Annotated in this window: 22 protein-coding genes; 12 read left to right on the top strand and 10 right to left on the bottom strand. The window is 45.6% G+C overall.

Going from position 1 to position 25,867, the window contains the following annotated elements; all coding sequences use genetic code 11:
• Positions 1-154: 154 nt before the first annotated feature.
• Positions 155-2,344 carry a glutamine synthetase III family protein gene (locus M1P97_RS14835; RefSeq protein WP_249389494.1) on the bottom strand — a complete coding sequence of 730 codons (2,190 nt, stop codon included), beginning with the start codon at positions 2,342-2,344 and terminating at the stop codon, positions 155-157.
• A 239-nt stretch (positions 2,345-2,583) separates the two neighbouring features.
• A complete protein-coding gene (locus M1P97_RS14840) occupies positions 2,584-4,788 on the bottom strand; it encodes a sodium-translocating pyrophosphatase (protein ID WP_195371019.1) in 2,205 nt (734 codons plus the stop codon).
• A 166-nt stretch (positions 4,789-4,954) separates the two neighbouring features.
• Here M1P97_RS14840 and M1P97_RS14845 point away from each other — a divergent pair, with 166 nt between their 5' ends.
• From M1P97_RS14845 to M1P97_RS14855, 3 genes are all read left to right on the top strand, one after another.
• Positions 4,955-5,797 (top strand): patatin-like phospholipase family protein, encoded by an 843-nt coding sequence (locus M1P97_RS14845; RefSeq protein ID WP_075556206.1) that lies wholly within the window; start codon positions 4,955-4,957, stop codon positions 5,795-5,797.
• Between the two features lie 58 nt (positions 5,798-5,855).
• Complete coding sequence (locus M1P97_RS14850) at positions 5,856-7,553, top strand: alpha-amylase family glycosyl hydrolase (protein ID WP_195371021.1); 1,698 nt, start codon at positions 5,856-5,858, stop codon at positions 7,551-7,553.
• 151 nt (positions 7,554-7,704) lie between these two features.
• The gene (locus M1P97_RS14855; RefSeq protein WP_195371023.1) at positions 7,705-8,646 is read left to right on the top strand and encodes a ribose-phosphate pyrophosphokinase; all 942 of its coding nucleotides are present in this window, start codon (positions 7,705-7,707) and stop codon (positions 8,644-8,646) included.
• A gap of 69 nt (positions 8,647-8,715) precedes the next feature.
• Here M1P97_RS14855 and M1P97_RS14860 read toward each other — a convergent pair whose 3' ends face one another.
• The 8 genes from M1P97_RS14860 to mnmA all read right to left on the bottom strand — a co-directional run bounded on the left by M1P97_RS14860 (position 8,716) and on the right by mnmA (position 14,643).
• Positions 8,716-9,000, bottom strand: coding sequence for a winged helix-turn-helix domain-containing protein (locus tag M1P97_RS14860; RefSeq protein WP_075556209.1), 285 nt, complete (start codon positions 8,998-9,000; stop codon positions 8,716-8,718).
• Positions 8,985-9,614: a hypothetical protein gene (locus tag M1P97_RS14865; RefSeq protein WP_249389495.1), complete on the bottom strand. Its 630-nt coding sequence runs from the start codon at positions 9,612-9,614 to the stop codon at positions 8,985-8,987. Before M1P97_RS14865 ends, M1P97_RS14860 begins: the two co-directional genes overlap by 16 nt.
• A gap of 81 nt (positions 9,615-9,695) precedes the next feature.
• Complete coding sequence (locus M1P97_RS14870; protein ID WP_249389496.1) at positions 9,696-12,068, bottom strand: outer membrane beta-barrel family protein; 2,373 nt, start codon at positions 12,066-12,068, stop codon at positions 9,696-9,698.
• A 4-nt stretch (positions 12,069-12,072) separates the two neighbouring features.
• Positions 12,073-12,447 (bottom strand): DUF2141 domain-containing protein, encoded by a 375-nt coding sequence (locus M1P97_RS14875; protein ID WP_195371027.1) that lies wholly within the window; start codon positions 12,445-12,447, stop codon positions 12,073-12,075.
• A complete protein-coding gene (locus M1P97_RS14880; protein ID WP_195371029.1) occupies positions 12,444-12,668 on the bottom strand; it encodes a 2TM domain-containing protein in 225 nt (74 codons plus the stop codon). Before M1P97_RS14880 ends, M1P97_RS14875 begins: the two co-directional genes overlap by 4 nt.
• A gap of 363 nt (positions 12,669-13,031) precedes the next feature.
• Complete coding sequence (locus M1P97_RS14885) at positions 13,032-13,307, bottom strand: type II toxin-antitoxin system RelE/ParE family toxin (protein ID WP_195371031.1); 276 nt, start codon at positions 13,305-13,307, stop codon at positions 13,032-13,034.
• Positions 13,304-13,513, bottom strand: coding sequence for a hypothetical protein (locus M1P97_RS14890; RefSeq protein ID WP_195371033.1), 210 nt, complete (start codon positions 13,511-13,513; stop codon positions 13,304-13,306). The genes M1P97_RS14885 and M1P97_RS14890 overlap by 4 nt, the downstream gene beginning before the upstream one ends.
• Before the next feature lie 53 nt (positions 13,514-13,566).
• The gene (mnmA, locus tag M1P97_RS14895; RefSeq protein ID WP_195371035.1) at positions 13,567-14,643 is read right to left on the bottom strand and encodes a tRNA 2-thiouridine(34) synthase MnmA; all 1,077 of its coding nucleotides are present in this window, start codon (positions 14,641-14,643) and stop codon (positions 13,567-13,569) included.
• 454 nt (positions 14,644-15,097) lie between these two features.
• On the opposite strand from mnmA, the gene M1P97_RS14900 reads away from it, so the two are divergent.
• From M1P97_RS14900 to groL, 9 genes are all read left to right on the top strand, one after another.
• Positions 15,098-17,155: a dipeptidyl peptidase 3 gene (locus M1P97_RS14900; RefSeq protein WP_249389497.1), complete on the top strand. Its 2,058-nt coding sequence runs from the start codon at positions 15,098-15,100 to the stop codon at positions 17,153-17,155.
• Positions 17,156-17,158: 3 nt separating this feature from the next.
• A complete protein-coding gene (locus M1P97_RS14905) occupies positions 17,159-17,842 on the top strand; it encodes a DNA alkylation repair protein (RefSeq protein ID WP_249389498.1) in 684 nt (227 codons plus the stop codon).
• Between the two features lie 57 nt (positions 17,843-17,899).
• A complete protein-coding gene (locus M1P97_RS14910) occupies positions 17,900-18,364 on the top strand; it encodes a Fur family transcriptional regulator (RefSeq protein WP_249389499.1) in 465 nt (154 codons plus the stop codon).
• A gap of 29 nt (positions 18,365-18,393) precedes the next feature.
• On the top strand, positions 18,394-19,665 hold the full coding sequence (locus M1P97_RS14915) for an adenylosuccinate synthase (protein WP_195371043.1): 1,272 nt from the start codon (positions 18,394-18,396) through the stop codon (positions 19,663-19,665).
• A 124-nt stretch (positions 19,666-19,789) separates the two neighbouring features.
• Entirely contained in the window at positions 19,790-20,476 is a 687-nt protein-coding gene (locus tag M1P97_RS14920; RefSeq protein WP_195371045.1) for a zinc metallopeptidase, read from the top strand.
• A 279-nt stretch (positions 20,477-20,755) separates the two neighbouring features.
• Positions 20,756-22,111 carry a histidine--tRNA ligase gene (gene hisS / locus M1P97_RS14925; protein WP_249389564.1) on the top strand — a complete coding sequence of 452 codons (1,356 nt, stop codon included), beginning with the start codon at positions 20,756-20,758 and terminating at the stop codon, positions 22,109-22,111.
• A 76-nt stretch (positions 22,112-22,187) separates the two neighbouring features.
• Positions 22,188-23,618, top strand: coding sequence for a glycoside hydrolase family 30 protein (locus M1P97_RS14930; RefSeq protein ID WP_249389500.1), 1,431 nt, complete (start codon positions 22,188-22,190; stop codon positions 23,616-23,618).
• 272 nt (positions 23,619-23,890) lie between these two features.
• Positions 23,891-24,160, top strand: a complete 270-nt coding sequence (locus tag M1P97_RS14935; RefSeq protein ID WP_195371049.1) for a co-chaperone GroES — start codon at positions 23,891-23,893, stop codon at positions 24,158-24,160.
• A 32-nt stretch (positions 24,161-24,192) separates the two neighbouring features.
• Positions 24,193-25,833, top strand: a complete 1,641-nt coding sequence (gene groL, locus M1P97_RS14940; protein WP_195371051.1) for a chaperonin GroEL — start codon at positions 24,193-24,195, stop codon at positions 25,831-25,833.
• Positions 25,834-25,867: the final 34 nt, after the last annotated feature.

The raw sequence follows: 25,867 nt of genomic DNA on the forward strand, positions 1-25,867 counted from the left end.
TTTGCCATAACGAAAAACTTTATGCCTAAAGATACAAAAACTTTGGGTAATAACAAAGCCCGGGCTTGTGAAAGTCTGGGCTTTGTGCATAAAAAAAGGTTGTGCCAGAGTTTTGACACAACCTCTTGTATTTAGAATCGTATTTATCTGTTTCTTACCGGATAAATAACAGTTCCCGGTATTTCGGCAACGGCCACATCTGGTTATCCACCATCAGTTCCAGTTCGTCGATATGCTCGCGGATATCGTCCAGGAACGGAACAACCGTATCATGATAAGCGATCGCCTTGCTACGAAGGTCGGTTATGACGTTTGCTTTCTTACGGGCTTCGATCATTTCGTCCGTCATGCGTGTTACGGCATTTACGTGTTTGGAAATTTTACGTACCAGGCGGCGCGGTTCGGCTGACAAGTCTTCGTATTCTTCCGGACTGAATGTCTCTTTCAGCTTGGTGATATTGCTGAGCAGTAAAGACTGGTAATGCAATACGACCGGAATAATATGGTTCATCGACAGGTCGCCCAATACGCGGGCTTCGATCTGTACCTTTTTAATATAAATTTCCCATTTCACTTCGTTACGGGCTTCCAGTTCCTTTTCATTCAATACGCCAGTTTCCTTGAACATGCGGATCACTTCCGGTTTCAGGTAAGCATCGTATTGTAGTGGAACGCTGTTTTCGCAATCCAGTCCGCGACGGGCAGCTTCTTTCTTCCATTCGTCGCAGTAACCGTTGCCGTCGAAACGGATCGGTTTGGATTCTTTGATATATGCTTTCAGTGTTTCGAAGATAGCCACTTCTTTGCTCTTTCCGGCAGCCTGAAGTGTTTCTACATCTTTCTTGAACTGTTGAAGCTGATGAGCGACTGCCGAGTTGACAGCCAGCATAGCCGAGCCGCAGTTTACGGAAGAACCCGGTGCACGGAACTCGAAACGGTTTCCCGTGAAAGCGAACGGAGAGGTACGATTGCGGTCGGTATTATCCAATAGTAATTCCGGTATCTGTCCGAAGCCCAGGCTCAGACGTTTCTTGTCATCTACCTCGATCGCATCCTCGATCGAACTGTTCTCGAATTTATCCAGTACTTCGCTGATCTGCGTTCCCAGGAAAGAAGATATGATAGCGGGAGGCGCTTCGTTGGCTCCCAGACGGTGTGCGTTGGTCGCAGAAGCGATACTTGCTTTCAATAAGGCATTATATTTATAAACGGCCATCAGCGTATTAACGATGAACGTGATGAAACGCAGGTTGTCTTCGCGGTCTTTACCCGGCGAGAAGAGGTTGATGCCCGTATCGGTCCCCATCGACCAGTTACAATGCTTACCCGAACCGTTCACACCCATAAAAGGCTTTTCGTGAAGCAGTACGCGGAAATTATGACGGCGCGAAACACGTTTCATGACCGACATCAACAGTTGGTTATGGTCGTTCGCCAGGTTACATTCTTCATAGATCGGTGCCAACTCGAACTGGTTCGGGGCAACCTCGTTATGACGGGTTTTCACCGGGATACCCAGCTTGTAACATTCCACTTCCAGGTCTTTCATGAATTCCTGTACGCGTGAAGGGATAGCACCGAAATAATGGTCGTCCAACTGCTGATTCTTGGCACTTTCGTGTCCGAGAAGCGTGCGTTCTGTCAGTGACAGGTCGGGACGGGCCGAATACAATTCTTCGTCTACCAGGAAATATTCCTGTTCCCAGCCCAGGTAGGTGATCACTTTATGAACATCTTCGTTAAAGTAGTTGCAGACCTCTTTGGCTGCTTTGTTCAGAGCTTCAACCGAGCGGATAAGCGGTGTTTTGTAGTCGAGCGCTTCACCGGTATAAGCGATAAATACAGTCGGGATACACAAGGTGTCGTCTACAATAAATGCGGGAGAGGAGGGGTCCCAGGCAGAATATCCGCGGGCTTCGAACGTGTTGCGCAATCCGCCGTTAGGGAAACTGGATGCGTCCGGTTCCTGCTGGGCGAGCAGTTTGCCGCTGAATTCTTCGATCATACCGCCATTGCCGTCGTGTTCTACAAAAGCGTCGTGCTTTTCGGCAGTTCCGTCGGTAAGCGGTTGGAACCAGTGTGTGTAATGGGTTACTCCTTTTTCCAGTGCCCACATACGCATACCGGCAGCTACATGGTTGGCTATTTCCCGGTCGATAGGTGTTCCATTATCAATGGCGTGGGTCAGGGCTTTGTACGTTTCCTTGGAGAGATACTTTTGCATAGCCTTACGGTTAAATACGTTCTCGCCATAGTACTCGGATACTTTCTGTTTGGGAGTGATGGCTTCTACGGCCTTACGGTTGGAAGCTTTCTCCACTGCATTAAAGCGTGAGATTGACATACGGATTATTTTTTTGTTTTACCGGCTGCAAAGATACGGGCAAATCTTGGTTTGTGCTTTCAATGGGTAGTTAAAAAGAAACAAAGCCCATCCGACTTGGGATGAGCTTCGATTATCCTTTTTTAGAGTGCAGTATGTTAGGACTGAGCTAGCAAGGGCACTATCATGGTGCAAAGTGGGGGATTCGTCTCCCTGGGTTTTCGTTGTTAAGAATGTGAACTGTTCTATCCTATTTGTCTTTAAAACAAACTCCACGCCACTGTCAACCCCGCCATCACAATGGCTACCATACTCATCAGTTTGATCAGGATATTCAGGCTGGGGCCGGAGGTATCTTTGAACGGATCGCCTACCGTGTCGCCTACAACTGTTGCTTTATGGGCTTCGCTGCCTTTGCCGCCGTGGTTGCCTTCTTCTACATGCTTCTTGGCGTTGTCCCAGGCTCCACCGGCGTTTGCCATGAAGATGGCCAGTACAAATCCTGTACTCAGACCGCCTATCAACAGGCCGATCACTCCGGTCACACCGAATATCAGTCCGGTTAATATCGGGGCAATGATAGCCAGCAGTGAAGGTACGACCATTTCATGCTGTGCCCCTTTGGTGGAAATCTCTACGCAACGGGCATAATCGGGTTCCGCTTTTCCGGTCAGGATACCCGGTATTTCACGGAACTGACGGCGTACTTCTTCCACCATATGTCCGGCTGCACGGCCGACGGCATTCATTGTCAATCCGCAGAACATAAAAGCCATCATCGATCCGAGGAACATGCCAGACAGCACTTTCGGGTTCATCAATGTGACATCATAATAAACCATGAAGTCGGAGAAAGAGGCTTTTGAAATCTCTATCGTGCGTCCGTCGGCAAACGAAAGAACGGTCTCGCCCAGTCGCAGGAGGCCGATTTTTATCTCTTCAATATAGGAAGCCAGTAATGCCAGTCCCGTCAGGGCAGCCGAACCGATGGCGAAACCTTTACCTGTGGCAGCCGTGGTATTCCCCAGCGAGTCGAGGGCGTCGGTGCGTTTGCGTACTTCTTTTCCCAGGCCGGACATTTCGGCATTTCCCCCGGCATTGTCGGCTATCGGCCCGTAAGCATCCGTAGCCAATGTTATACCCAGGGTGGATAGCATTCCGACAGCAGCTATACCGATACCGTAAAGTCCCATTCCGGTATTATTGAAATCAAAACCGGAAGCAAAGAGGAAGGAGCAGATGATACCTACGACAACTGCCAATACCGGAATGGCGGTAGACATCATTCCCAGCCCGAGCCCCGAGATAATAACGGTGGCCGGTCCTGTCAATCCGGATTCGGATACCCGTTGTGTCGGTTTATACGATTGTGAAGTGTAATATTCCGTAGCCTGCCCGATCACGATGCCGACCAGCAAACCAATAATAACCGAGCAGCTGATCCAGAACCAGTTGTCGAGTCCCAGCAGATACAGGATGCCGAAGGTGGAAATGGCGATCAAAGCCGAACTCAGGTTGGTGCCGACGGCCAGCGCTTTCAGTAATTGCCGGATCGTGGCATTCTCGTTCGTACGTACGGCAAATATTCCGATGATGGAAAGAATGATACCTACAGCGGCGATCAGCATCGGGGCGATAACTGCCTTGTATTGCATTTCCACATTACCGGAAGAAACGAAAGCGGCAGCACCCAGGGCAGCCGTGGCCAGGATAGAACCGCAGTACGACTCATAGAGGTCGGCGCCCATACCGGCAACGTCGCCTACATTATCGCCTACATTGTCGGCAATGGTTGCCGGGTTTCTCGGATCGTCTTCCGGGATGCCGGCTTCAACCTTACCTACCAGGTCGGCACCCACGTCGGCAGCTTTTGTATAGATACCACCTCCCACACGGGCAAAGAGGGCCTGGGTGGAGGCTCCCATACCGAAGGTCAGCATGGTGGTAGTGATTATGGTCAGTTTATGTGTAGGATTCAATGCTTCGTCGGGGATAAGGGCATTCAACAGGAAATACCAGAAAGAGATATCGAGCAGTCCGAGTCCGACTACTACCAGTCCCATCACGGCCCCGCTGCGGAAGGCTACCTGCAAACCCTTGTTTAGGGAGCTACGGGCAGCGTTGGCGGTACGGGCGGAAGCGTACGTGGCTGTTTTCATTCCCAGAAATCCGGCCAGCCCCGAAAAGAAACCGCCGGTCAGGAAGGCGATGGGAACCCATTCGTTCTGCACGCCGAAACCATAGGCCATAATGGAAAACAGGATGACCAATACAAGGAAAACCGAAGCTACTACCTTGTATTGTTGTTTCAGGTACGACATCGCACCTTCACGTACGTACGAGGCGATTTTTGCCATCGTTTCCGTTCCTTCACTCTCTTTCATCATTTGCCGGAAGAAGAACCAGGCAAATACCAGCGCCAGGATCGACGCAACGGGAATAATCCAAAAAATACTTGTTATCATAGCAGTTCGATTTAAAAGTTTCTTTCGGAAGAAGGCTTTCAAAGCCTTGTTTCAGTCACCGTAAATGTAACAAAAATAAAGACGTAGAGAAACTTTTTTGGAAATAATACTGTTTCATTCTAAAAAAAACAGCATATTTGTTACCGTTAAAAAGATGAGACATACAATGACGCAAGATTCAAACCATACGACAACCTATAAGTTGGGCCTGGCCCTGAGTGGAGGAGGCGCAAAGGGATTTGCACATATAGGTGTATTTAAATTATTGGAAGAGTGTGGATTGATGCCTGATGTAATCGTGGGAACGAGTGTCGGTGCGTTGATGGGTGCTTTGTTTGCCGACGGTTATTCGGCAGACGAGATAAAAGAACTTTTTAGCGGCCGTGAATTCTCCGAGTTTGCACAGCTTCAACTTCCCAAGTCGGGATTGTTTGACAGCAAACGTTTCCGTCATTTCTTACGACGCCATTTGAGAGCAAAAACGTTTGAAGAACTGAAGACCCCTCTGATTGTAATGGCTACCGACCTCGATAATGGTGAAAGCCATGAGTTCCGTAGCGGGCCGATTGTGGAAGCTGTTACTGCTTCGTGCAGTATACCTATTATTTTTAGCCCGGTGGTTATCAATGGGGTGCATTATGTAGACGGCGGTCTGTTCCATAACTTCCCGGTTTCCATTATCCGCGATTCGTGCGAAAGGGTGATCGGGGTGAACGTGAGTCCGCTTGTTTCACAGAAATACAAACAGACGATCTTCCATATTGCCGAGCGTTCGTATCATTATATGTTCCGCGCCAATACGATAGAAGACCGCGAAATGTGCGACGTATTGATCGAGGCGGAAGAATTCGGCATGTATAAAACCTTCGATCTGGAGAATGTGGATCAGATTTCCAAAATCGGTTATTCTGCCGCTGTCCGGGCATTCGAACTGGTGATACAAGAAAATAAATATGAAACTCTGGTAAAAGCAATTACATCCCATAAGACGAATATCCTTATGCCGTGATTGGACCCGGCTTGCGTCGGAGTAACTTTTACCGATAACTTAAAAGTTGATAAAAGCGATGAAACAAAAGGACAAAATGATTATATATCAGGTCTTTCCCCGCTGGTTTGGAAATTCAACCTTTCCATTGGTGAAAAACGGTAGTATTGCGGAAAACGGAGTAGGCAAATTTTCAGCCTTTACTCCTACGGCGTTGGCAAAGATCAAGGAGCTGGGTATTACGCATGTTTGGTATACCGGTGTGATCGAACATGCTACCCAAACGGATTATACTGCTTACCAGATACGCAAGGATCATTCCGCTGTTGTAAAAGGGAAGGCAGGTTCTCCTTATGCCATAAAAGATTATTACGATATCGATCCTGACCTGGCCGACCGGGTGCCCGACCGTATGAAGGAGTTTGAGGCATTGGTGAAACGGACGCACGATGCAGGAATGAAAGTGATTATCGACTTTGTTCCGAACCATGTGGCACGCGAATATCATTCGGATGCGCGTCTTTCGTTTGTGGAAGACCTGGGACAGCATGACAATACAACGAAAGCTTTCGACATAAACAACAACTTCTATTATATTCCCGGACAGCCTTTGCAGCTGCATTTCGGCGCCAACCAGGAAGATTTTGAATACAGCGAGTTTCCGGCTAAAGTAACGGGTAACAACCATTTCGATGCAGCCCCCGGCCGGAACGACTGGTATGAAACCGTGAAGTTGAATTATGGAGTGGATTATGTGAATGGCGGCATCTGCCATTTCGACCCGATACCGAATACCTGGACGAAGATGCTTGACATCCTTCTGTTCTGGGCTGGAAAGGGTATCGACGGTTTCCGTTGCGATATGGCGGAAATGGTCCCGGTAGAGTTTTGGAATTGGGTGATTCCGAAGGTGAAAGAGAAATATAATGTTTGTTTTATCGCCGAAGTGTATAACCCGAACGAATACCGCAATTATATCTTCAACGGCCATTTCGATTATCTGTATGATAAGGTAGGCCTGTATGATACCATACGTGCCGTGATGTGCAACCAGGCTCCGGCAACTAATATTTCCGGCTGTTGGCAAGCCCTGGAAGGTATACAGCCACACATGCTGAATTTTCTTGAAAACCATGACGAGCAGCGGGTGGCGTCTTACTTCTTTGCCGGTGATCCGCGTCCGGGTATTCCGGGTATGATCCTGTCGGCCACCATGAATACCAATCCGGTGATGATTTATAGCGGTCAGGAACTGGGTGAGCCGGGTATGGATGAAGAAGGTTTCAGCGGGTGCGACGGCCGTACCACGATATTCGATTATTGGAGTGTGGAAAGCCTGCGTAACTGGATCAACGATGGCACTTTCGATGGCGGCAAACTGACGTCCGAGCAGCGTCTTCTTCGTACGAAGTATGCAAAAATACTGAACATCGCTAAAACAGAACAGGTTATTACCTCGGGGGCGTTCTACGACCTGATGTATGCCAACTCACGTAATCCGTATTTTAACGCGAATCGCCAGTATGTGTTTATGCGTAAATACCAGAACGAAGTGTTGCTGGTTGTTGTCAATTTCGATAAGAGCGAGCAGACCGTACGGGTGAAAATTCCATCGGAAGCATTTCATTCGCTTGGATTTGACGATAATAAGGCAGCTGTCCTGACCGATTTGCTGACGGGAGAAACGAGTATCAGTACACTGACGGCGGCTTGTCCGTTTCAGTTGACTCTTCCTGCCTATTCCGGTAAGCTACTGAAGTTTACGTATAAGAAATAATGGGTTTACATACGAAATACTGATAAGAGGGGCGGGGGTGACTCGCCCTTCTTGTTGAAAGTTTTCTGAAGATAAGGAGATTATTGCAAATAAGTTTTGTACTTTTGCACCACAATTCAAATCTATTTACTTAAGATAAATATTCGGAATAATGAGTGCACAAACTCCTTTCTTGGTGTTTTCGGGAACCAACTCCCGGTATCTTGCAGAGAAAATTTGCAATAGTCTTGGTTGTCCTCTGGGACAGATGAACATTCAACACTTTGCTGACGGTGAATTTTCAGTTTCTTACGAAGAGTCTATCCGCGGCCGCGATGTGTTCCTGGTTCAATCAACATTTCCTAATTCGGACAATCTGATGGAACTTCTCCTGATGATTGATGCTGCTAAACGTGCTTCTGCACACTCTGTAATTGCTGTCGTTCCTTATTTTGGTTGGGCCCGTCAGGACAGAAAGGATAAACCCCGTGTGTCTATCGGTGCGAAACTGATCGCTGATATGTTGAGTACAGCCGGTATCGACCGTTTGATTACGATGGACTTACATGCTGACCAGATTCAGGGATTCTTTAATGTTCCGGTGGATCACTTGTATGCTTCTTCCATCTTCCTTGATTATATTAAAAGCGAACTGCCTCTCGATAACTTGTGTATCGCTACTCCGGATGTGGGTGGTACGAAACGTGCCAGCAGCTATTCCAAGTATCTGGGATTACCGATGGTTATCTGTCATAAGTCACGTTTACGTGCCAATGAGGTGGCAGAAATGCGTATCATTGGTGATGTGGAAGGCTTGGATGTCCTTTTAATAGACGATATGGTGGATACAGCCGGTACAATCACGAAGGCTGCCAACCTGATGTTGGAGAACGGTGCGAAGTCGGTTCGTGCTATTGCCAGCCACGCTGTTATGTCTGATCCGGCTTCAACACGTGTTGACCAGTCGGCGCTGACTGAAATGATCTTTACAGACTCTATTCCTTACGCTAAGAAATGCGAAAAGGTGAAGGTATTGTCTGTTGCTGATATGTTTGCCGAAGCAATCCGTCGTGTTTGCAGTGGCGAGTCTATCAGTTCTTTGTATGCTATTTGATTTTATACAAAATAATAAACAGGCACGGATTACACATTTACTGGTGGTTCCGTGCCTGTTTTTTTATGCTTATTCCCCGATATATCCTTTCAGGGCATTGACGTAGTTTTCGAATGCCTGCCTGCCGGGAGGTGCTATGCGGCAAGTGGTGCGAGGCTTCTTTCCGACAAAACTCTTTTCAACTTCTATATAGCCGGCTTCGCTCAGTTTATCTATCTGCACACTCAGATTGCCGGCCGTTGCCTGTGTCTTTTCTTTCAGGTAGACAAAATCCGCCTCCTCGACCGAAAGAAGTATAGACATCACGGCGAGCCGTAATTGTGAGTGAAGTAGCGGATCTAGTTCTTTAAACATTGCTTTTGGGCTTTATTGTTGACGATATGTCCGGGTATGATCATCATAAACACGAACGATAAACCGAAGTAAAGATACCATAAAGTTGTCGCTTTTTCGCCAATCGTCAGCATGGTGAGCATATAAATTGCGATAATAAAAGCAATCAGAGGTGTATAAGTCATCCAGCGCTCCTGTATGATAATGCCGGTAATGGAAACGCCGATTCCGCAATAAATCAAAGAGAGCGGCAGCATCAGGATAAAGTCGATATACCGGGCGAAACTAAATTCGATGATACCGATCGTCAGAAAAGTAACGATGAACATCCATCCCATTACCTGCCATACCTTTGAGATGACTTTGTCGGTGTAAGTCACTACTTTCGGAGGTTTTTGTCTTTGTCTGTAAGACATTATCGGCCATATAACGAACATCAGCATCCATCCCCAACTCCATATAAAGTTGTGTGTCAGACTAATCAGTGCAAATAAAACGATTGATAGGACCGTTGTGAAATAGCCATATATTAGCATGATATTCCCTTGCCCAATCTCCATGTTCTTTTTACTGGAGTTTATCATTTGAGTGATGAGCGCCAGGCTCTCTTTCTCGTTTAGTGTTCTTTCTTCCATGATTTTATATGTTTTTTATTTTGTTCTTAATATGTTTGTTCAAAGATAATGTCATTGTTTTTAACAGTCAATCATTCCGGTTTATTTTTCGTTTAACCGGTTTCTTTCCGAGTCGGGACTTCGCTCTACCGTTTTCTTTTTAATCTTCCGACCGCTGTTGAAGTTCCAGGTCAGGGAGACTTTGAATGTACGTCCCAGGCTGCCGCTTTCGTAATGGCTCCGTGTCGTATATGCATCGATATGGCTCACGAAATAATTGTAGCGGTTGAAGATGTTGTTGACCGATGCTGTTAACAGGAAGCGGTTGCCTGCGAATTTTTTTCGCGCGGACAGGCTGAATATATGGCGGGAGGCGATTTCGCTGTTTCCGGAATACAGGCGGCTTGTTCCGTTGTACTGAGCTTCCAATGTGATGTCTTCCGGCAATCGGAAAGACGTATTCATGTTGACAAAGGCCAGATAATGATCTGCGAAAGCGGCTTCTTCCGTCATGCGGATATCTTGCTTTACGCCTACGAAATTAACCGTCAGGTCGAGCCACGGGGTAGGTTGCAACGGTATGTTGGCTGCGACGAACCAATGGTTTTCGATGTTATGGTTCTCATAGGTGATATAAGATACATCCGGATCGGTTGCATCCTGTTTACAGAATTCGCGGATCAGGTCGTGGTGCAGGTTACCGCCGATAGTCAGTGTATAACGGTAGTTGTAGACTACGGTGGCACTGAAACGGTGGATATACGTCGGCCTCAGATAAGGATTACCGATGTTATAGCTGTAATCGGATGTCTGAAGGCGGTTCGGATTCAGGGTGTAGAACGCCGGACGTTCGATATTGCGGGCATATTGTCCGACAAGCATCCATGTTTTCAGGTTGTTGAAAGCATATGTGATATTCAGGTTCGGGAAAAGGTCGAAATAATCCCGGTCGATGTGGTCGCTTTTATTGGATGTCCGGGTATATTCTCCCCTTACGCCTGCGATGAACGACCAGCGGTTGACATCGGCAGAAAAGGAAGCGTATGCTCCGAAGATGTTCTCTTTATATTTGAGCGCGTATCCATATCCCGGGTTTACGTTCCATTGTTGGTTTTCCGACAAACCTTCGTAGCATGCGTTATCGTCCATGAATGTAAAGGTGTACTTCAGGCCGGTGTTCAGTGACATTCCCTTTTCGACATATTTCCTGAGCGAGATGTCCGAAGTGACGATCTGGTAGGTTGCATTCGAATTGCTCCTGTATGTACTGTCTCTATGCCATTCTTTCTGCATGGTGTAATAGTTGTTCTTTCCGGTCGACTTTTTATTGGCGTAATCCGTGATCAGTTTAAGGACGGAACCTTTATTATCGAGTTTATGCAGGTAGTTTACCGTGGCGGATAACGTATTATAGTCGTCTTTCTGATAATAATCACCTGTACTGTTCAATAGAAAACCTTGTTTCGTTAATTCTGTTTCGCTGTAAGAACTACTTTTGGAAACTTGTCCGATATATTCTATTTCTGCACCGATACTGTTGAGTGTGTCGATTTCAAAAATGGAACTGATACGTCCGGTTCCGTAGTTCGAACGGGTATCGAATTCGGAAAAACTCGAAAAATGGTCGCTATCGTTTGTGTATTCTCTGGAGGAAGTCATTGCACTATTGTTTTTAGGAGTGAAAGAGCCTGATGCCGCTGCATTTACCGTCCATTTTCCCATACGGGCGTTCAATGTCGCGGAAGGCAGATAACGGTTCAGGGAAGATGATAAAGCCGTCCCCATCGTTATATTTCCTTGCACGCCGTTGTTCTGTCGCTGCCGGAGTGTGATCGAAATGATCCCGCCACGGGTACTCGCCTCATATTCTGCCCCGGCAATGGGGATGACTTCTATCCGTTTGATCTCTTCCGATTTCATGGAACGCAAGTAGGAGAGAAGTTCTTCGCCGGTGAGTTTGATCTCCCGGTTGTCGACAAAAACTTTTGTGCCTTGCGCACCATTGATGGATATGTTTTCGTCCGTCAGCCATACGCCGGGAGCCTGCGAGAGTAACTCGGTTCCGTCTTTCCCGCTGGAAGGGGAAACGGATAATATGAAGCGGTCGGCTTTCCGTTCAATGTTTTTAGCTTGTATCACAACCTCTTTCAAGGCATAGGAGGATTGTTTCAGTGAAATGGTATCGGGATGGGAGAGCGGTAACCGGACAGTTTTCCGCACCGGATCGTATCCGAGACATTGGGTGACGACAGTATAAGTTCCGTTTTTTACTTCCAGTTTGAAGTCACCTTCATCATTGGTCGTAGCCCCGGCTTTCTGCATATCATCTTTCAACAGAACAATGGTGGCATATTCAATCCTTTTTCCCGGTCCATCCGTTATATGTCCGGAGTAAACCGTCGTTCCTGCCGGCTTTTGGGCTATCCCCGAAAAGCTGGCAGCGAAAAAGAACAGGATGAATAAAATACTTTTCATGATATTATTCGCTTGAAGGATAATATAATTTAAGCTTGACTGTCTCTTCTTCTTTTGGGGTTTTGCAATTTTTCATGACATATCCTTCGGCCGGTTTATGGTCGTCTGTGAAATCCATTTTATGATTGCCGTTCTCATCGTGGAAGACTGAGAGGTCGAACTGTTCCCATTCTACGTTTTCGAGTGTGACGGTGGCTTCTCCTTTTTCGGGTTTAGCCATACCGTATACGGGTTTGCTTTCTTTTCCTGACTGGGCCATGACGAGGATCATGCCGTTATCTCCTCGGATATTACTGATTTTTACTGTAATGGTCCGCGACCAGGCCATGCTGCCGGTAAAAAACACTGCCATGATAATTAGTAATATTGTTCGTTTCATTTTTCTTCCTCCTCTTCTTTAATCATATAATGACTCGCGATCTCTAATCCCAGATTGATGCCCCAACCGGCAATTACCCACAAAACCCACCAGTAATATGGACTTGTGACATAATTTACTACTGCCAAAAAGCAGCATATAACGATATAGCGGAGGATGTTCATCTTCAGCTGCGCTGGAAATGAATTGTTTTTCTTGTTTGAGTTTACTGTTGCTTCCATTGTCGTTTTCTCTTTAATTGTTGTTTGTAAAATAGTTTATATCATAAACTATGTATGGATTAAAAAAGTGCAAGGAGCTGCGCATTTCTCACTTACACACTGCAAATATAAAATGGTTTATATTATAAACCAAATGAAAGTAAGGAAAAATGAACCGATTAGGTATAAATTTATTTTTCTATCCTATCTGATTAGATTTATATAGCATACTAAATGGATTTACTATGGCGGGAAATTAGTGGTTGATAATTGTCAGCCATTAAAAACTACCAGGGATAATGAGGAAAGTTTAGGATAAACTTATTTTGTAAGTGCTTTAAATAAAAAAAGAGTACATAATATGTGAATGTACTCTTTTTTTATCTAAAATAGATCGGCATGAGAACCGGTATCTGTAAATAAAAGTATTAATTCCGTATCGTTTTGGTCCCAGACTAACAGCCAGTCCGATTGGATATGGCATTCCCACAGGCCTTCGTATTTGCCGCTTAATTTGTGTGGGCGAAACGAAGGAGGGAGTGTACCTGTTTCACAAAGGATATCAATCACGTTACGTAAAAGGTTCATGTTATAGCCTCTTTTCTTACAACGTTTGAAGTCTTTGTTGAATTTGTGAGTCGTATCAGGTCTGTATCTCATTTTATAAGATCCTTCCACATTTCGTCTACATTAGAATAAGAATATACTCTTCCGGCTTTTACATCTTCCAAAGCCTCGTCCAATCCACATTTCTTTTCTTTGCGAACCGTGATGCTTCCTCCCATACTTTTTACCAGTTTACGTATAGCAGATACGTATTTTTCGGGAATGGAGATTTCGAATGTTTTTAAAGTTGTTGTTTCCATAGTTGTTTATATTATAGTCTGATACAAAGATAAGTATAATTATTGACAAAGGTTTATTTTTCTTCGTCGATTATCATACCGCTACCCAGGCAGAGATGATGGTCTTTGTCGTAGACAACACCGTACTGGCCGGGGGCGATACCCTGTATTTTGTTCTCGGACTCGATACGATACAAATCTCCGATACGGCGGATACGTCCCGGGGTAAAGTCCGGGGTATGGCGGATTTTGAAGGTGATCTCCTTCTCGTCGGTGAACTCTCCCCACGGGTCTTCAGTGATGAAGTCGAAACCGTGCAGGTTGATCGTTTTGCCGTATTGTGTTTCCGGGTCGTAGCCGTTGGAGACGTAGATGATATTGCGTTTGATATCTTTCTTGATAACAAACCAGGGACCGCCGCTCAATCCGAGACCTTTGCGCTGCCCGATCGTATGGAACCAGTAACCGTTGTGTTTACCTAAAACTTTACCTGTTTCCAGTTCGACGATCTTGCCGACACGTTTTCCCAGGTAACGTTCGATAAAGTCATTATAGTTGATCTTGCCTAGGAAGCAGATGCCCTGGCTGTCCTTACGCATGGCACTGGGTAGCTTCTGTTCGGCGGCGATGGCGCGTACTTCGGATTTCATCAGGTGGCCGATCGGAAACATCAGCTTCCGGATTTGAAGACGGGTGATCTGTCCGAGGAAGTCGGTCTGATCCTTTACCGGGTCTTTGGCGGTAGAAAGCCATACTTTGCCGTCTATCTCGGTCGTTGTGGCATAATGGCCGGTTGCGATCTTGTCGAAGTCTTTTCCCCATTTCTCTTCGAAGCAACCGAACTTGATAAATTTGTTGCACATCATGTCCGGGTTGGGAGTGAGGCCGCGTTTCACCGAGTCGATCGTGTAGCTGACCACTTTGTCCCAATATTCGTCATGCAGAGATACCACTTCGAAGCGGCAACCGTATTTGCGTGCTATATAAGATGTTATTTCTATGTCTTCTTCGGCAGGACAGTCGATATATCCGTCTTTATCTTCCATACCGATGCGGATATAGAAGATGGTAGGATCGTATCCTGCCTCCTTCAACTGATGGACAACTACAGAGCTGTCCACACCTCCTGATACTAATGCTGCTATTTCCATATTCTTAGAACATATTGATGACAAAGGTACTACAATTTTGATTTGATGCAAAGATACGTCTCCTTGCGTCAGTTGCACAACGAGGAGAGTACCTAAAGTGTGAAAAACAGTGAACAGGGTTTCTCGCCTCGTAAAACAGGGTTTTTCACTGAAGAAAACTATGTTTTTGTGCATCCCTTGCTTACGCCATTACAATTATTACAATTAATTTTTCCGTAATGCTCTTTGGAAAATGTGGTATGTTAATTTTAATAATATATATTATTAACTTCTATAAAGAGCGGCAATAGTGCAAAAAAATAATTGTAATAATTGTAATTGTAATGGTAACGGTTGTTGCTGTTTTTTGCGCGAAAGGAGATGTGGAAAATAGGATATCGGAGATTTGTTTATTACCTTTGCAAAAGGACCATCGCACTGGTGGAGTCGACGAATAAAAAGAAATTGTAATAGTATGAAAAATATATTTGTATCGCTTATGACAGCAATGGCAATGACTGCTTGTGCCGGTCCGAAAGAAAATAAAGGACAGGCACCGCAGGGAAAATTTAATTATGTGGTAGACCAGTTCGCCGACCTGCAGATCCTTCGTTACCAGGTTCCCGGATTCGAGTCTCTTTCGTTAAAACAAAAACAGTTATTATATCATCTGGCAGAAGCGGCACAGATGGGACGCGACATATTCTTCGATCAGAACTGTCGTTACAACTTGCCGATCCGCCGTACATTGGAAACTATCTATAAGGAATATAAGGGTAACCGTGAGGATGCGCAGTTCAAGGCGTTGGAAACTTATCTGAAACGGGTATGGTTCTCGAGCGGTATCCATCATCATTATGCAGAGGATAAGTTTACTCCCGGCTTCACTCCTGAGTTTTTCAAGAGTTGCCTGGAGCAGGTGAATGCAGCAGAATTACCTTTACGTGAGGGACAAACGCTCGAACAATTCATCGCAGAAATCTCCCCGGTAATCTTTGATCCGACAGTTTTGCCCAAACGTACCGTTCAGAGCGGAGATCGGGATTGGATACAAGCATCAGCCAACAATTATTATGGCGGAGGTATCACTCAGAAAGAGGTGGAAGATTTTTATGCAGCGATGAAGGTCGGTCAGGATACCATCACTCCGATCTCTTACGGGCTGAATAGCCGTTTGGTAAAAGAAAACGGTAAGGTGGTAGAGAAAGTTTGGAAAGTAGGCGGTCTTTACTCTGCTGCGATCGAGCAGATTGTTAAAGAACTTCAGAAGGCTGTCCCTTTTGCCGAAAATGAAGCGCAGAAAGCAATTATCGAAAAGTTGATCGCCTATTATCAAACGGGAGATTTGAAGACATTCGATGCTTATTCTATTCTTTGGGTAGAAGATACAGTTTCGGATGTGGACTTCGTTAACGGTTTTATCGAAACGTATGGCGATCCGCTGGGTATGAAAGCCAGTTGGGAGTCGACTGTCAATTTTATCAATAAAGAAGCGACTAAACGGACAAAGGTGATCAGTGATAACGCCCAATGGTTTGAGGATCACTCTCCGGTAGACAGCCGCTTTAAAAAAGAAAAGGTAAAAGGGGTAAGTGCTAAAGTAATTACCATATCGATGCTGGGTGGTGATTGTTACCCGGCTACTCCAATCGGTATCAACCTGCCGAATGCAGACTGGATACGTCGTGATCACGGTTCTAAATCCGTTACTATTGAGAATATAACCGAGGCTTACGATAAGGCATCGCAAGGTAACGGTTTCAATGAAGAATTTATCTGGAGTGATACGGAGCGCGAAGCTCTCAATAAATACGGTTTCCTGACCGATAATCTGCATACCGACCTGCACGAATGTCTGGGACACGGCTCCGGCAAGCTTTTGCCTGACACTGAATCGGGTGCGCTGAAAGCCTATGATTCTACTCTGGAGGAAGCGCGTGCCGACTTGTTCGGGCTTTATTACCTGGGGGACCCGAAGCTGGTAGAACTGGGATTGGTTCCGGATGGCGAAGCCTATAAAGCCGAGTATTACAAATACATCATGAACGGTCTGATGACCCAGCTTGTCCGTATCGAAGCAGGCAAAGATGTAGAAGAAGCCCATATGCGTAACCGTCAGCTGATAGCCAAGTGGGCTTATGAGAACGGTAAAGCCGACAACGTGATTGAATACAAGAAGCGTGACGGTAAGACGTATGTTGTGGTCAACGATTATGAAAAGTTACGTAAACTGTTCGGAACTCTTTTGGCCGAAGTACAGCGTATCAAGAGCGAAGGAGACTTTGCCGCCGGTAAGCAGCTGGTGGAAGATTATGCCGTAAAGGTAGATCAGACATTACATGACGAGGTGCTTGCCCGTTATGCTAAACTGAACCTGGCCCCGTACAAAGGTTTCGTGAACCCGGTAATGAAAGAAGTGAAGAACGATAAAGGCGAAGTAACCGATATCGTACTCGACTATACGGAAGGCTATACCGAACAGATGCTCCGTTACAGCAAAGATTATTCATTCCTCCCATCTTACAACGACTAAGCTATGCTGCAAGACCAATTAAGAGAAATACGTACTCAACTCCGCATGGCTATGAATGGGGTGATCTCCACCAGTATGCGCGAGAAGGGCGTAGTTTATAAACTGAACTTCGGTGTTCCTCTGCCCGAAGTCAAGCAGATTGCGGCCAGGCACGAATCCAATTCCGAACTGGCAGCCGCTTTATGGAAAGAGGATATCCGTGAGTTTAAATTGCTGGCTCCTTTACTGCAACCGGTCGGAGAGTTTTCGTTCAAACAGGCGGAGCAGTGGGTGAAGGAAATTCCTTATCTGGAAATTGCCGAGCAATGCAGCCGTACCCTTTTTAGCAAACTTCCGTATGTCGAAAACCTGACGCTCGGACTTGTCTTCAATACGAAAGACGAATATGCCCGGACAGTGGCTTACCTGATATGGGGCGAACTGTTCCGACAGGGAAAAGATATAACCCCGCCTGTAAAGGCCGCTTTTTTGGCTGAATCTTTGCGTACGGTGTTGTGGACAGACTTCGGTGCATCGTGGAAAGAGATACAGGCCGCTGTAAAAGCAATGAAATTTTACGGCCGTCAGTCCGACCGCCATGCCAGGCAGATATTAAGTAGTTTCGAAGATTTTCCGGAGCTGGCGACCTCTCCGGAAAAGCAAGAAATCTATAATGATTTAAAATTTGAATTTGAATATTATAGCTAAGGCTTTGCGTTTAAAATAAATGCGCTAACTTTGTCGGTCGCGTGGTGTCGCAACAGAATGGATGAAAAGAAGTACATAGAACTGAAACAGTCATTTACGGAGTATCTGACTGAGAAAAAACTACGAAAGACCGAGGAAAGATATGCCATCTTTGAATGCATATGCCGTTTCTCTGGTCATTTCGACATGTACTCACTTCAGGAAAAGCTGGAAGAAACACATTTTCATGTGAGTAAGGCAACGCTTTACAATACAATGGATGTGTTGGAAGACGGCGGAATAATTGTGAGGCATCAACTAAATGCCCAGTCGGTTCAATATGAACTGCGGGCCCTGGCAGAAACGCATTTGCATTTGATCTGTATGAAGTGCGGGACAATCAGGGAAATGAAGGACAGCGTGTTGAAAAAGGATGTCGGCAATTTGAAGATATCCCGTTTCACACCCGAGTTTCATTCGTTATACATTTACGGGATATGCAGTAAATGCAAGTTTAAGCTTCAACAGAGAATTGGCAAATAAGAATATTAACAGCCTATTATAAAGACAAAATGAAAGTAGATGTTTTATTAGGATTGCAATGGGGTGACGAAGGCAAAGGTAAAGTTGTCGACGTATTGACTCCTAACTACGATGTAATCACTCGTTTTCAGGGAGGTCCCAATGCAGGACACACATTGGAATTTAACGGAGAAAAGTATATCCTTCGTTCTATTCCGTCAGGTATTTTCCAGGGGGGGAAGGTGAATGTAATCGGTAATGGTGTCGTTCTCGACCCGTTATTGTTCAAGCAGGAAGCCGAAGCGCTTGCAGCTAGTGGTCACGACCTGACCAAACAACTTTGTATTTCCAAGAAGGCACACCTGATCCTTCCTACTCACCGTATGCTGGATGCTGCTTACGAAGCTGCTAAGGGTTCCGGCAAAATCGGTACGACTGGTAAAGGTATCGGTCCGACATATACAGACAAGATCAGCCGTAACGGCCTTCGTGTCGGTGATTTGTTGCATAATTTCGATGAAAAGTATGCTGCCGCTAAAGCACGCCACGAAGCAATCCTGAAATCACTGAATTATTCTTACGATATCAAAGAACTGGAAGCTCAATGGTTTGAAGCATTGGAATACCTGAAGAAGTTCAACCTGATCGATAGCGAACATGTTGTAAACAACTACCTGAAAGAAGGTAAGTCTGTTTTGGCAGAAGGCGCACAAGGTACTATGCTGGATATCGACTTCGGTTCTTATCCGTTCGTAACTTCTTCGAATACGATCTGTGCAGGATGCTGTACCGGCCTAGGAGTATCTCCGCGTAATATCGGTGAAGTATACGGTATTTTCAAAGCTTACTGTACACGTGTTGGTAGCGGTCCGTTCCCGACAGAATTGTTCGACGAAACAGGCGATCAGCTTTGTACACTGGGACATGAGTTCGGTTCTGTAACAGGACGTAAACGTCGTTGCGGCTGGATCGACCTGGTTGCTTTGAAATATGCAGTCATGATCAATGGTGTAAGCCAGCTTATCATGATGAAGAGCGATGTTCTCGACAGTTTCGATACGATCAAGGCTTGCGTCGCTTACAAGATCAACGGTGAAGAAGTAACTGAATTCCCGTTTGAGATCGACGATACGATCGAACCTGTATACGTTGAACTGCCGGGTTGGAAGACAGACATGACAAAGATGCAGAGCGAAGACGAATTCCCTGAAGAATTCAACGCATACCTTGCTTTCCTTGAAGAAGAGCTGGGTGTTCCTGTTAAGATCGTGTCAGTGGGACCTGACCGTGAACAGACAATTATCCGCTATACCGAAGAATAATCATAAAATACTATTACAAAATGGCAGAAGACCACCTCTAAGCAGGCCTATCTTCTGCCATTTTTGTTTCTGGCAGACTTTTTGTAAGACATTTCTTATATAACACTTAATTAATTAGAGCATTATGAGCATGTATTGGATTATATTTATTGGTTTTGCCTTGTTAAGCTGGCTGGTGTCTTCCCGACTGAAGAACAAGTTTGAGAAGTATTCTAAAATTCCTATGCCTAACGGGATGACCGGAAAGGATATAGCTGAAAAGATGTTGCACGATAACGGCATCTATGATGTGAAGGTGATTTCCACTCCCGGACATTTGACAGACCATTACAATCCAGCCAATCAAACGGTAAACCTGAGCGAGTCGGTATATTATAGTAACAGTATTGCTGCTGCGGCTGTGGCAGCCCATGAATGTGGACATGCGGTACAGCATGCAACGGCTTATGGTCCGCTGAAGATGCGTTCGGCTTTGGTTCCGATCGTAAGTTTCTCTTCTAACATTATGACCTGGGTATTACTGGGTGGTATGTTGATGTTGCATACATTTCCGCAGTTGATGCTGATCGGTATCATCCTGTTTGCAATGACTACGCTGTTCAGTTTCATAACACTGCCGGTCGAGATCAATGCCAGCCAGCGTGCTTTGGCGTGGTTGAGTAATGCCGGAATAACGAATGCCTATACACATGATAAGGCGGAAGATGCTTTGCGTTCTGCTGCTTATACCTATGTGGTTGCTGCTTTGGGATCGCTGGCTACCTTGTTATATTATGTAATGATTTTCCTGGGCGGAAGAAGCCGCGACTAAACGAAAATGACTGCGGCTGCGGATAAAACCGGCTGCTGCACCCACTAAAAATAGCTGCCCGAGCCATTCAAAATGACTCGGGCAGCTATTTTTATTTCTTCTTTCATAGTCTCGTTATATTTTGATTATGTTACAAACATCGCAAAAAGAAACAGATAAAACAATGAACTTGACTTGGAAACTACGAAATTGAAACAAAATACCTACCTTTGCATTCCGAATAATAATTTAATAGATAAAAGTCGGTTAGCTCCGACGATAAAGAAGAGCAAACGATATATGCAGAAGCCATCTATACCAAAAGGTACAAGAGATTTTTCGCCCGAAGAAATGGCGAAACGTAATTATATATTCAACACTATTCGCGATGTATATCATCTGTACGGATTTCAGCAAATCGAAACGCCGGCCATGGAGAACCTGTCTACTTTGATGGGCAAATATGGTGATGAAGGTGATAAGCTGCTTTTCAAGATATTAAACTCAGGCGATTGCTTCTCCGGTATTACCGATGAGGAGCTGCTGGAACGTAATCCTGTACGTTTCGGTGTGAAAGCCTGCGAGAAAGGTCTGCGTTACGACCTGACCGTACCTTTTGCCCGTTACGTGGTGCAGCACCGCAATGATATAACATTCCCTTTCAAACGCTATCAGATACAGCCCGTATGGCGTGCCGACCGTCCGCAGAAAGGACGTTACCGCGAATTCTATCAGTGCGATGGCGATGTGGTCGGCTCCGACTCGCTGATCAATGAAGTGGAACTGATCCAGATCATGGATGAGGTATTCCATCGTTTCGGTATCCGCGTTTGCATCAAGATGAACAACCGTAAAATCTTATCAGGTATCGCCGAGATCATTGGTGAAGCAGATAAGATTGTCGACATAACCGTCGCTATCGACAAGTTGGATAAGATCGGCCTGGATAATGTAAACGAGGAACTTCGCTCGAAAGGCCTTACCGAAGAAGCCATTGCCCGCCTGCAACCGATCATCATGCTGGCAGGAACCAACCGCGAAAAGCTGGCCGTATTGAAAGAACAACTGGCTGCCTCCGAGATCGCCATGAAAGGGGTGGAAGAAATGACCTTCATCCTCGACCGTATCGATCAGCTGCCTATGAACTCCGAACTGGAACTCGACCTGACTCTGGCACGCGGACTGAATTATTATACCGGCGCTATCTTCGAAGTAAAAGCACTCGACGTCCAGATCGGAAGTATCACCGGAGGCGGGCGGTATGACAACTTGACCGGCGTATTTGGCATGGACGGTGTGTCAGGTGTCGGTATCTCTTTCGGAGCAGACCGTATCTTCGACGTACTGAACCAGATGGAGCTGTATCCGGCCGATTCATTGAAGACAACACAGCTCTTGTTTGTCAACTTCGGCGAGAAAGAAGAAAGTTATCTGCTGCCTATTATCGCCAAGGTACGTGCTGCCGGTATCCGTACCGAGCTCTTCCCGGAAGCAGCCAAAATGAAGAAACAGATGGGATATGCCGATACGAAGAAGATCCCGTTTGTAGCCATCGTCGGCGAAACGGAAATGAACGAAGGAAAGATCAACTTGAAGAATATGATCACAGGCGAACAAAAGCCTGTAACAGTGGAAGAGCTGATCGCACAGTTTTGATTTGCTTAAGGAAACTAACGAATACAACGACTTCTCTTTGAACGGGAGAAGTCGTTGTCCTTTATATTTGCCGCTTATGAAAATATACAGTTTAATTCTCACAATCGCTTTATGCCTTTCTTCCTGCTCTTTCCAACCCAGAGCCTCGTGGGTGACGACTACCGAAAACGAACCGTGGCAGGAACAGGATGACCTGATCTCGGCATCCCCGGATACCATTCCGGAGATCGATGCGATTATCCATACCCATAAAAAGCAACAGAAGATAGACGGTTTCGGAGCCTGCTTCAACGAGTTGGGATGGATCTCTTTGAGTAAACTCGATCCGATCGTAAGGGAGGAAATTATGGAAGAACTCTTTTTCCCCGAGATAGGAGCAAACTTCACTATCTGCCGTATGCCGATCGGTGCCAACGATTTCTCCCGCGACTGGTATTCTTATAATGAGATAGACGGCGACTTCGATATGGCGTATTTCACCATCGCCAACGATCAGCAAACACTGATTCCTTTTATCAGGAATGCACAGAAATACAATTCGGACCTGAGTATCTGGGCTTCCCCTTGGTGTCCGCCTTCCTGGATGAAATACAATAAACATTATGCATCAGCCTATACGGGAGAGAATTTCAATGAGAAATACCGTAACGGACTGGCGGCCGATAAAGTCGGCTACGAAGGTACGGATATGTTTATTCAGGACTCACTCTATCTTCAGGCTTATGCCTTGTATTTCTCAAAATTCATCGAGGCCTACCGGGAACAAGGCATCGATATCTTTGCCGTCATGCCTCAAAACGAATTCAACTCGGCCCAGATATTCCCCAGCTGTTGCTGGACGGCTACTTCTTTAGCTAACTTTATCGGTAACTATCTCGGCCCGGCTATGAAGGAACAAGGTGTAAATGTCATGTTCGGAACGATGGAACGTGCCAATGAAGCCCTGGTCGACACTATCCTGACAGATCCGGCAAGTGCTGAATATGTCAAAGGTGTCGGTTTTCAATGGGCGGGAAAAGGAGCGATCAAAGGTATACACGAACGTTACCCCGATATGAAACTCTATCAGACCGAGCAGGAATGCGGCGACGGGAAGAATGATTGGAGCGGTGCCGTTTACTCTTGGAACCTGATGCGTCATTACCTGGATAGCGGTGCTTCGGCCTATATGTATTGGAATATTTCCCTCGAAAAAGGCGGTATCAGCCGGTGGGGATGGGCGCAGAATTCGTTGGTGGTGGTGGATGCCGATACGAAGACTTTCCGCTTCACTCCCGAATATTATATAATGAAACATTTGAGCCATTATGTGCAACCCGGTGCCCGTAAACTGGAAACATCAGGTCTGTATGCCAATCTGATGGCTTTTATCAATCCCGATAAAAGCATCGTTGTAGCCCTGGCGAACGAAGGGAACGAGCCCCGCACCGTCTCCGTTCAGATAGACGGTCGCGTATATCAACCCCTGCTTCCGGCACGATCCGTATCGACTCTCCTGATAGATTAATCGATAAGATAGTAATATACTTTACTTTTGAGTTAAAATGTAGCCACTTGTGAACTACTTCTCCGGTAGTTTTGTTCTAGTCTCGAAACAAAAAAGGTGATAAAGATAGTCATCCTGTCAGTCAGGTCAGTCTATCTAACTGTCGTGTTATGCAAATTTGTCAGTCTTTTCCCTGCCAATTATTTTGGCACAGATTTCGTATAGAAGTAAACGTGAATTAGAAATACACATAATAAACATAACATTATTAACAATTAAAAAATATATCAAAGATGAACATTAGACCATTAGCAGACAGAGTGCTTATCAAGCCGGCTGCAGCAGAAGAAAAGACACTTGGCGGAATCATTATCCCTGATTCAGCAAAAGAAAAACCTTTAAAAGGTGAAGTTGTTGCCGTAGGTAACGGAACAAAGGATGAAGAAATGGTTGTGAAGAGTGGCGATACTGTACTGTACGGAAAGTATGCAGGAACAGAAATCGAACTGGACGGTGAAAAGTTTTTGATCATGCGTCAGTCTGATATCTTGGCTATTATCTAATTCATTAACGGACAATAAAAAATAATATAATCATGGCAAAAGAAATTAAGTACGATATGGATGCCCGCGACCTTTTGAAGAAAGGTGTGGACGAACTGGCAAATGCAGTAAAAGTAACATTAGGCCCGAAAGGCCGTAACGTGATCATCGAAAAGAAATTCGGTGCCCCTCACATTACAAAAGACGGTGTAACGGTTGCTAAAGAAGTTGAATTGGCTTGCCCGTTCGAAAACATGGGTGCACAGTTGGTTAAAGAAGTGGCTTCAAAGACAAACGACAATGCAGGTGACGGTACTACTACTGCTACTGTATTGGCACAATCCATTATCGGTGTTGGTTTGAAGAACGTTACAGCAGGTGCTAACCCAATGGACCTGAAACGCGGTATCGACAAAGCCGTTGCCAAAGTGGTTGAAAAGATCGCTGAACAGGCTGAAGAAGTAGGCGACCAGTTCGAAAAGATCGAACACGTAGCTAAGATCTCTGCCAACGGTGACGAAACAATCGGTAAACTGATTGCTGAAGCTATGCAGAGAGTGAAGAAAGAAGGCGTTATCACTGTGGAAGAAGCTAAAGGTACTGAAACTACGGTAGACGTAGTTGAAGGTATGCAGTTCGACCGTGGTTACATCTCTCCGTACTTCGTAACAAATACAGAAAAGATGGAATGCGAGATGGAAAATCCGTATATCCTGATCTACGACAAGAAGATCTCTGTATTGAAAGACCTGCTTCCTATCCTCGAACCGGCTGTTCAGAGCGGACGTCCTCTGTTGATCATCGCTGAAGATATCGACAGTGAAGCATTGGCTACATTGGTAGTGAACCGTCTGCGTGGTTCTCTGAAGATCTGTGCAGTGAAGGCTCCGGGCTTCGGCGACCGTCGTAAAGCTATGTTGGAAGATATCGCTGTCCTGACAGGTGGTGTTGTTATCTCCGAAGAAAAAGGTTTGAAGCTGGAAGGTGCTACAATGGATATGTTGGGTACTGCCGAAAAGATCACTGTAGACAAAGATACTACTATCATTGTTAACGGTGCAGGCGACAAAGCTGCTATCCAGGCTCGTATCGGTCAGATCAAGACTCAGATCGAAAACACTACTTCCGATTACGATAAAGAAAAACTGCAGGAACGTCTGGCTAAGATGGCAGGTGGTGTAGCTGTTCTTTACGTAGGTGCTCCTTCTGAAGTGGAAATGAAAGAAAAGAAAGACCGTGTGGACGATGCTTTGCATGCAACCCGCGCTGCTATCGAAGAAGGAACAGTTCCTGGTGGTGGTGTAGCTTATATCCGTGCTATCGAAGCATTGGAAGGAATGAAGGGCGAAAACGAAGACGAAACAACCGGTATCGAAATCGTTAAACGTGCTATCGAAGAACCGCTTCGCCAGATCGTTGCCAACGCTGGTAAAGAAGGTGCCGTTATCGTTCAGAAAGTAAAAGAAGGTAAAGGTGACTTCGGTTACAATGCACGTACAGACAAATATGAAAACCTGTGTGCAGTAGGTGTAATCGACCCTGCTAAGGTTACTCGTGTCGCTTTGGAAAATGCAGCTTCTATCGCTGGTATGTTCCTGACAACAGAATGCGTAATCGCTGAAAAGAAAGAAGAAGGTCCTGCTATGCCTCCGATGAACCCGGGTATGGGTGGCGGAATGGGCGGCATGATGTAATCTCTTCCCATAAGATAAATTATAAACGGCTGCT

It is taken from the genome of Parabacteroides leei (assembly GCF_023369805.1).
Lineage (GTDB): Bacteria > Bacteroidota > Bacteroidia > Bacteroidales > Tannerellaceae > Parabacteroides > Parabacteroides leei.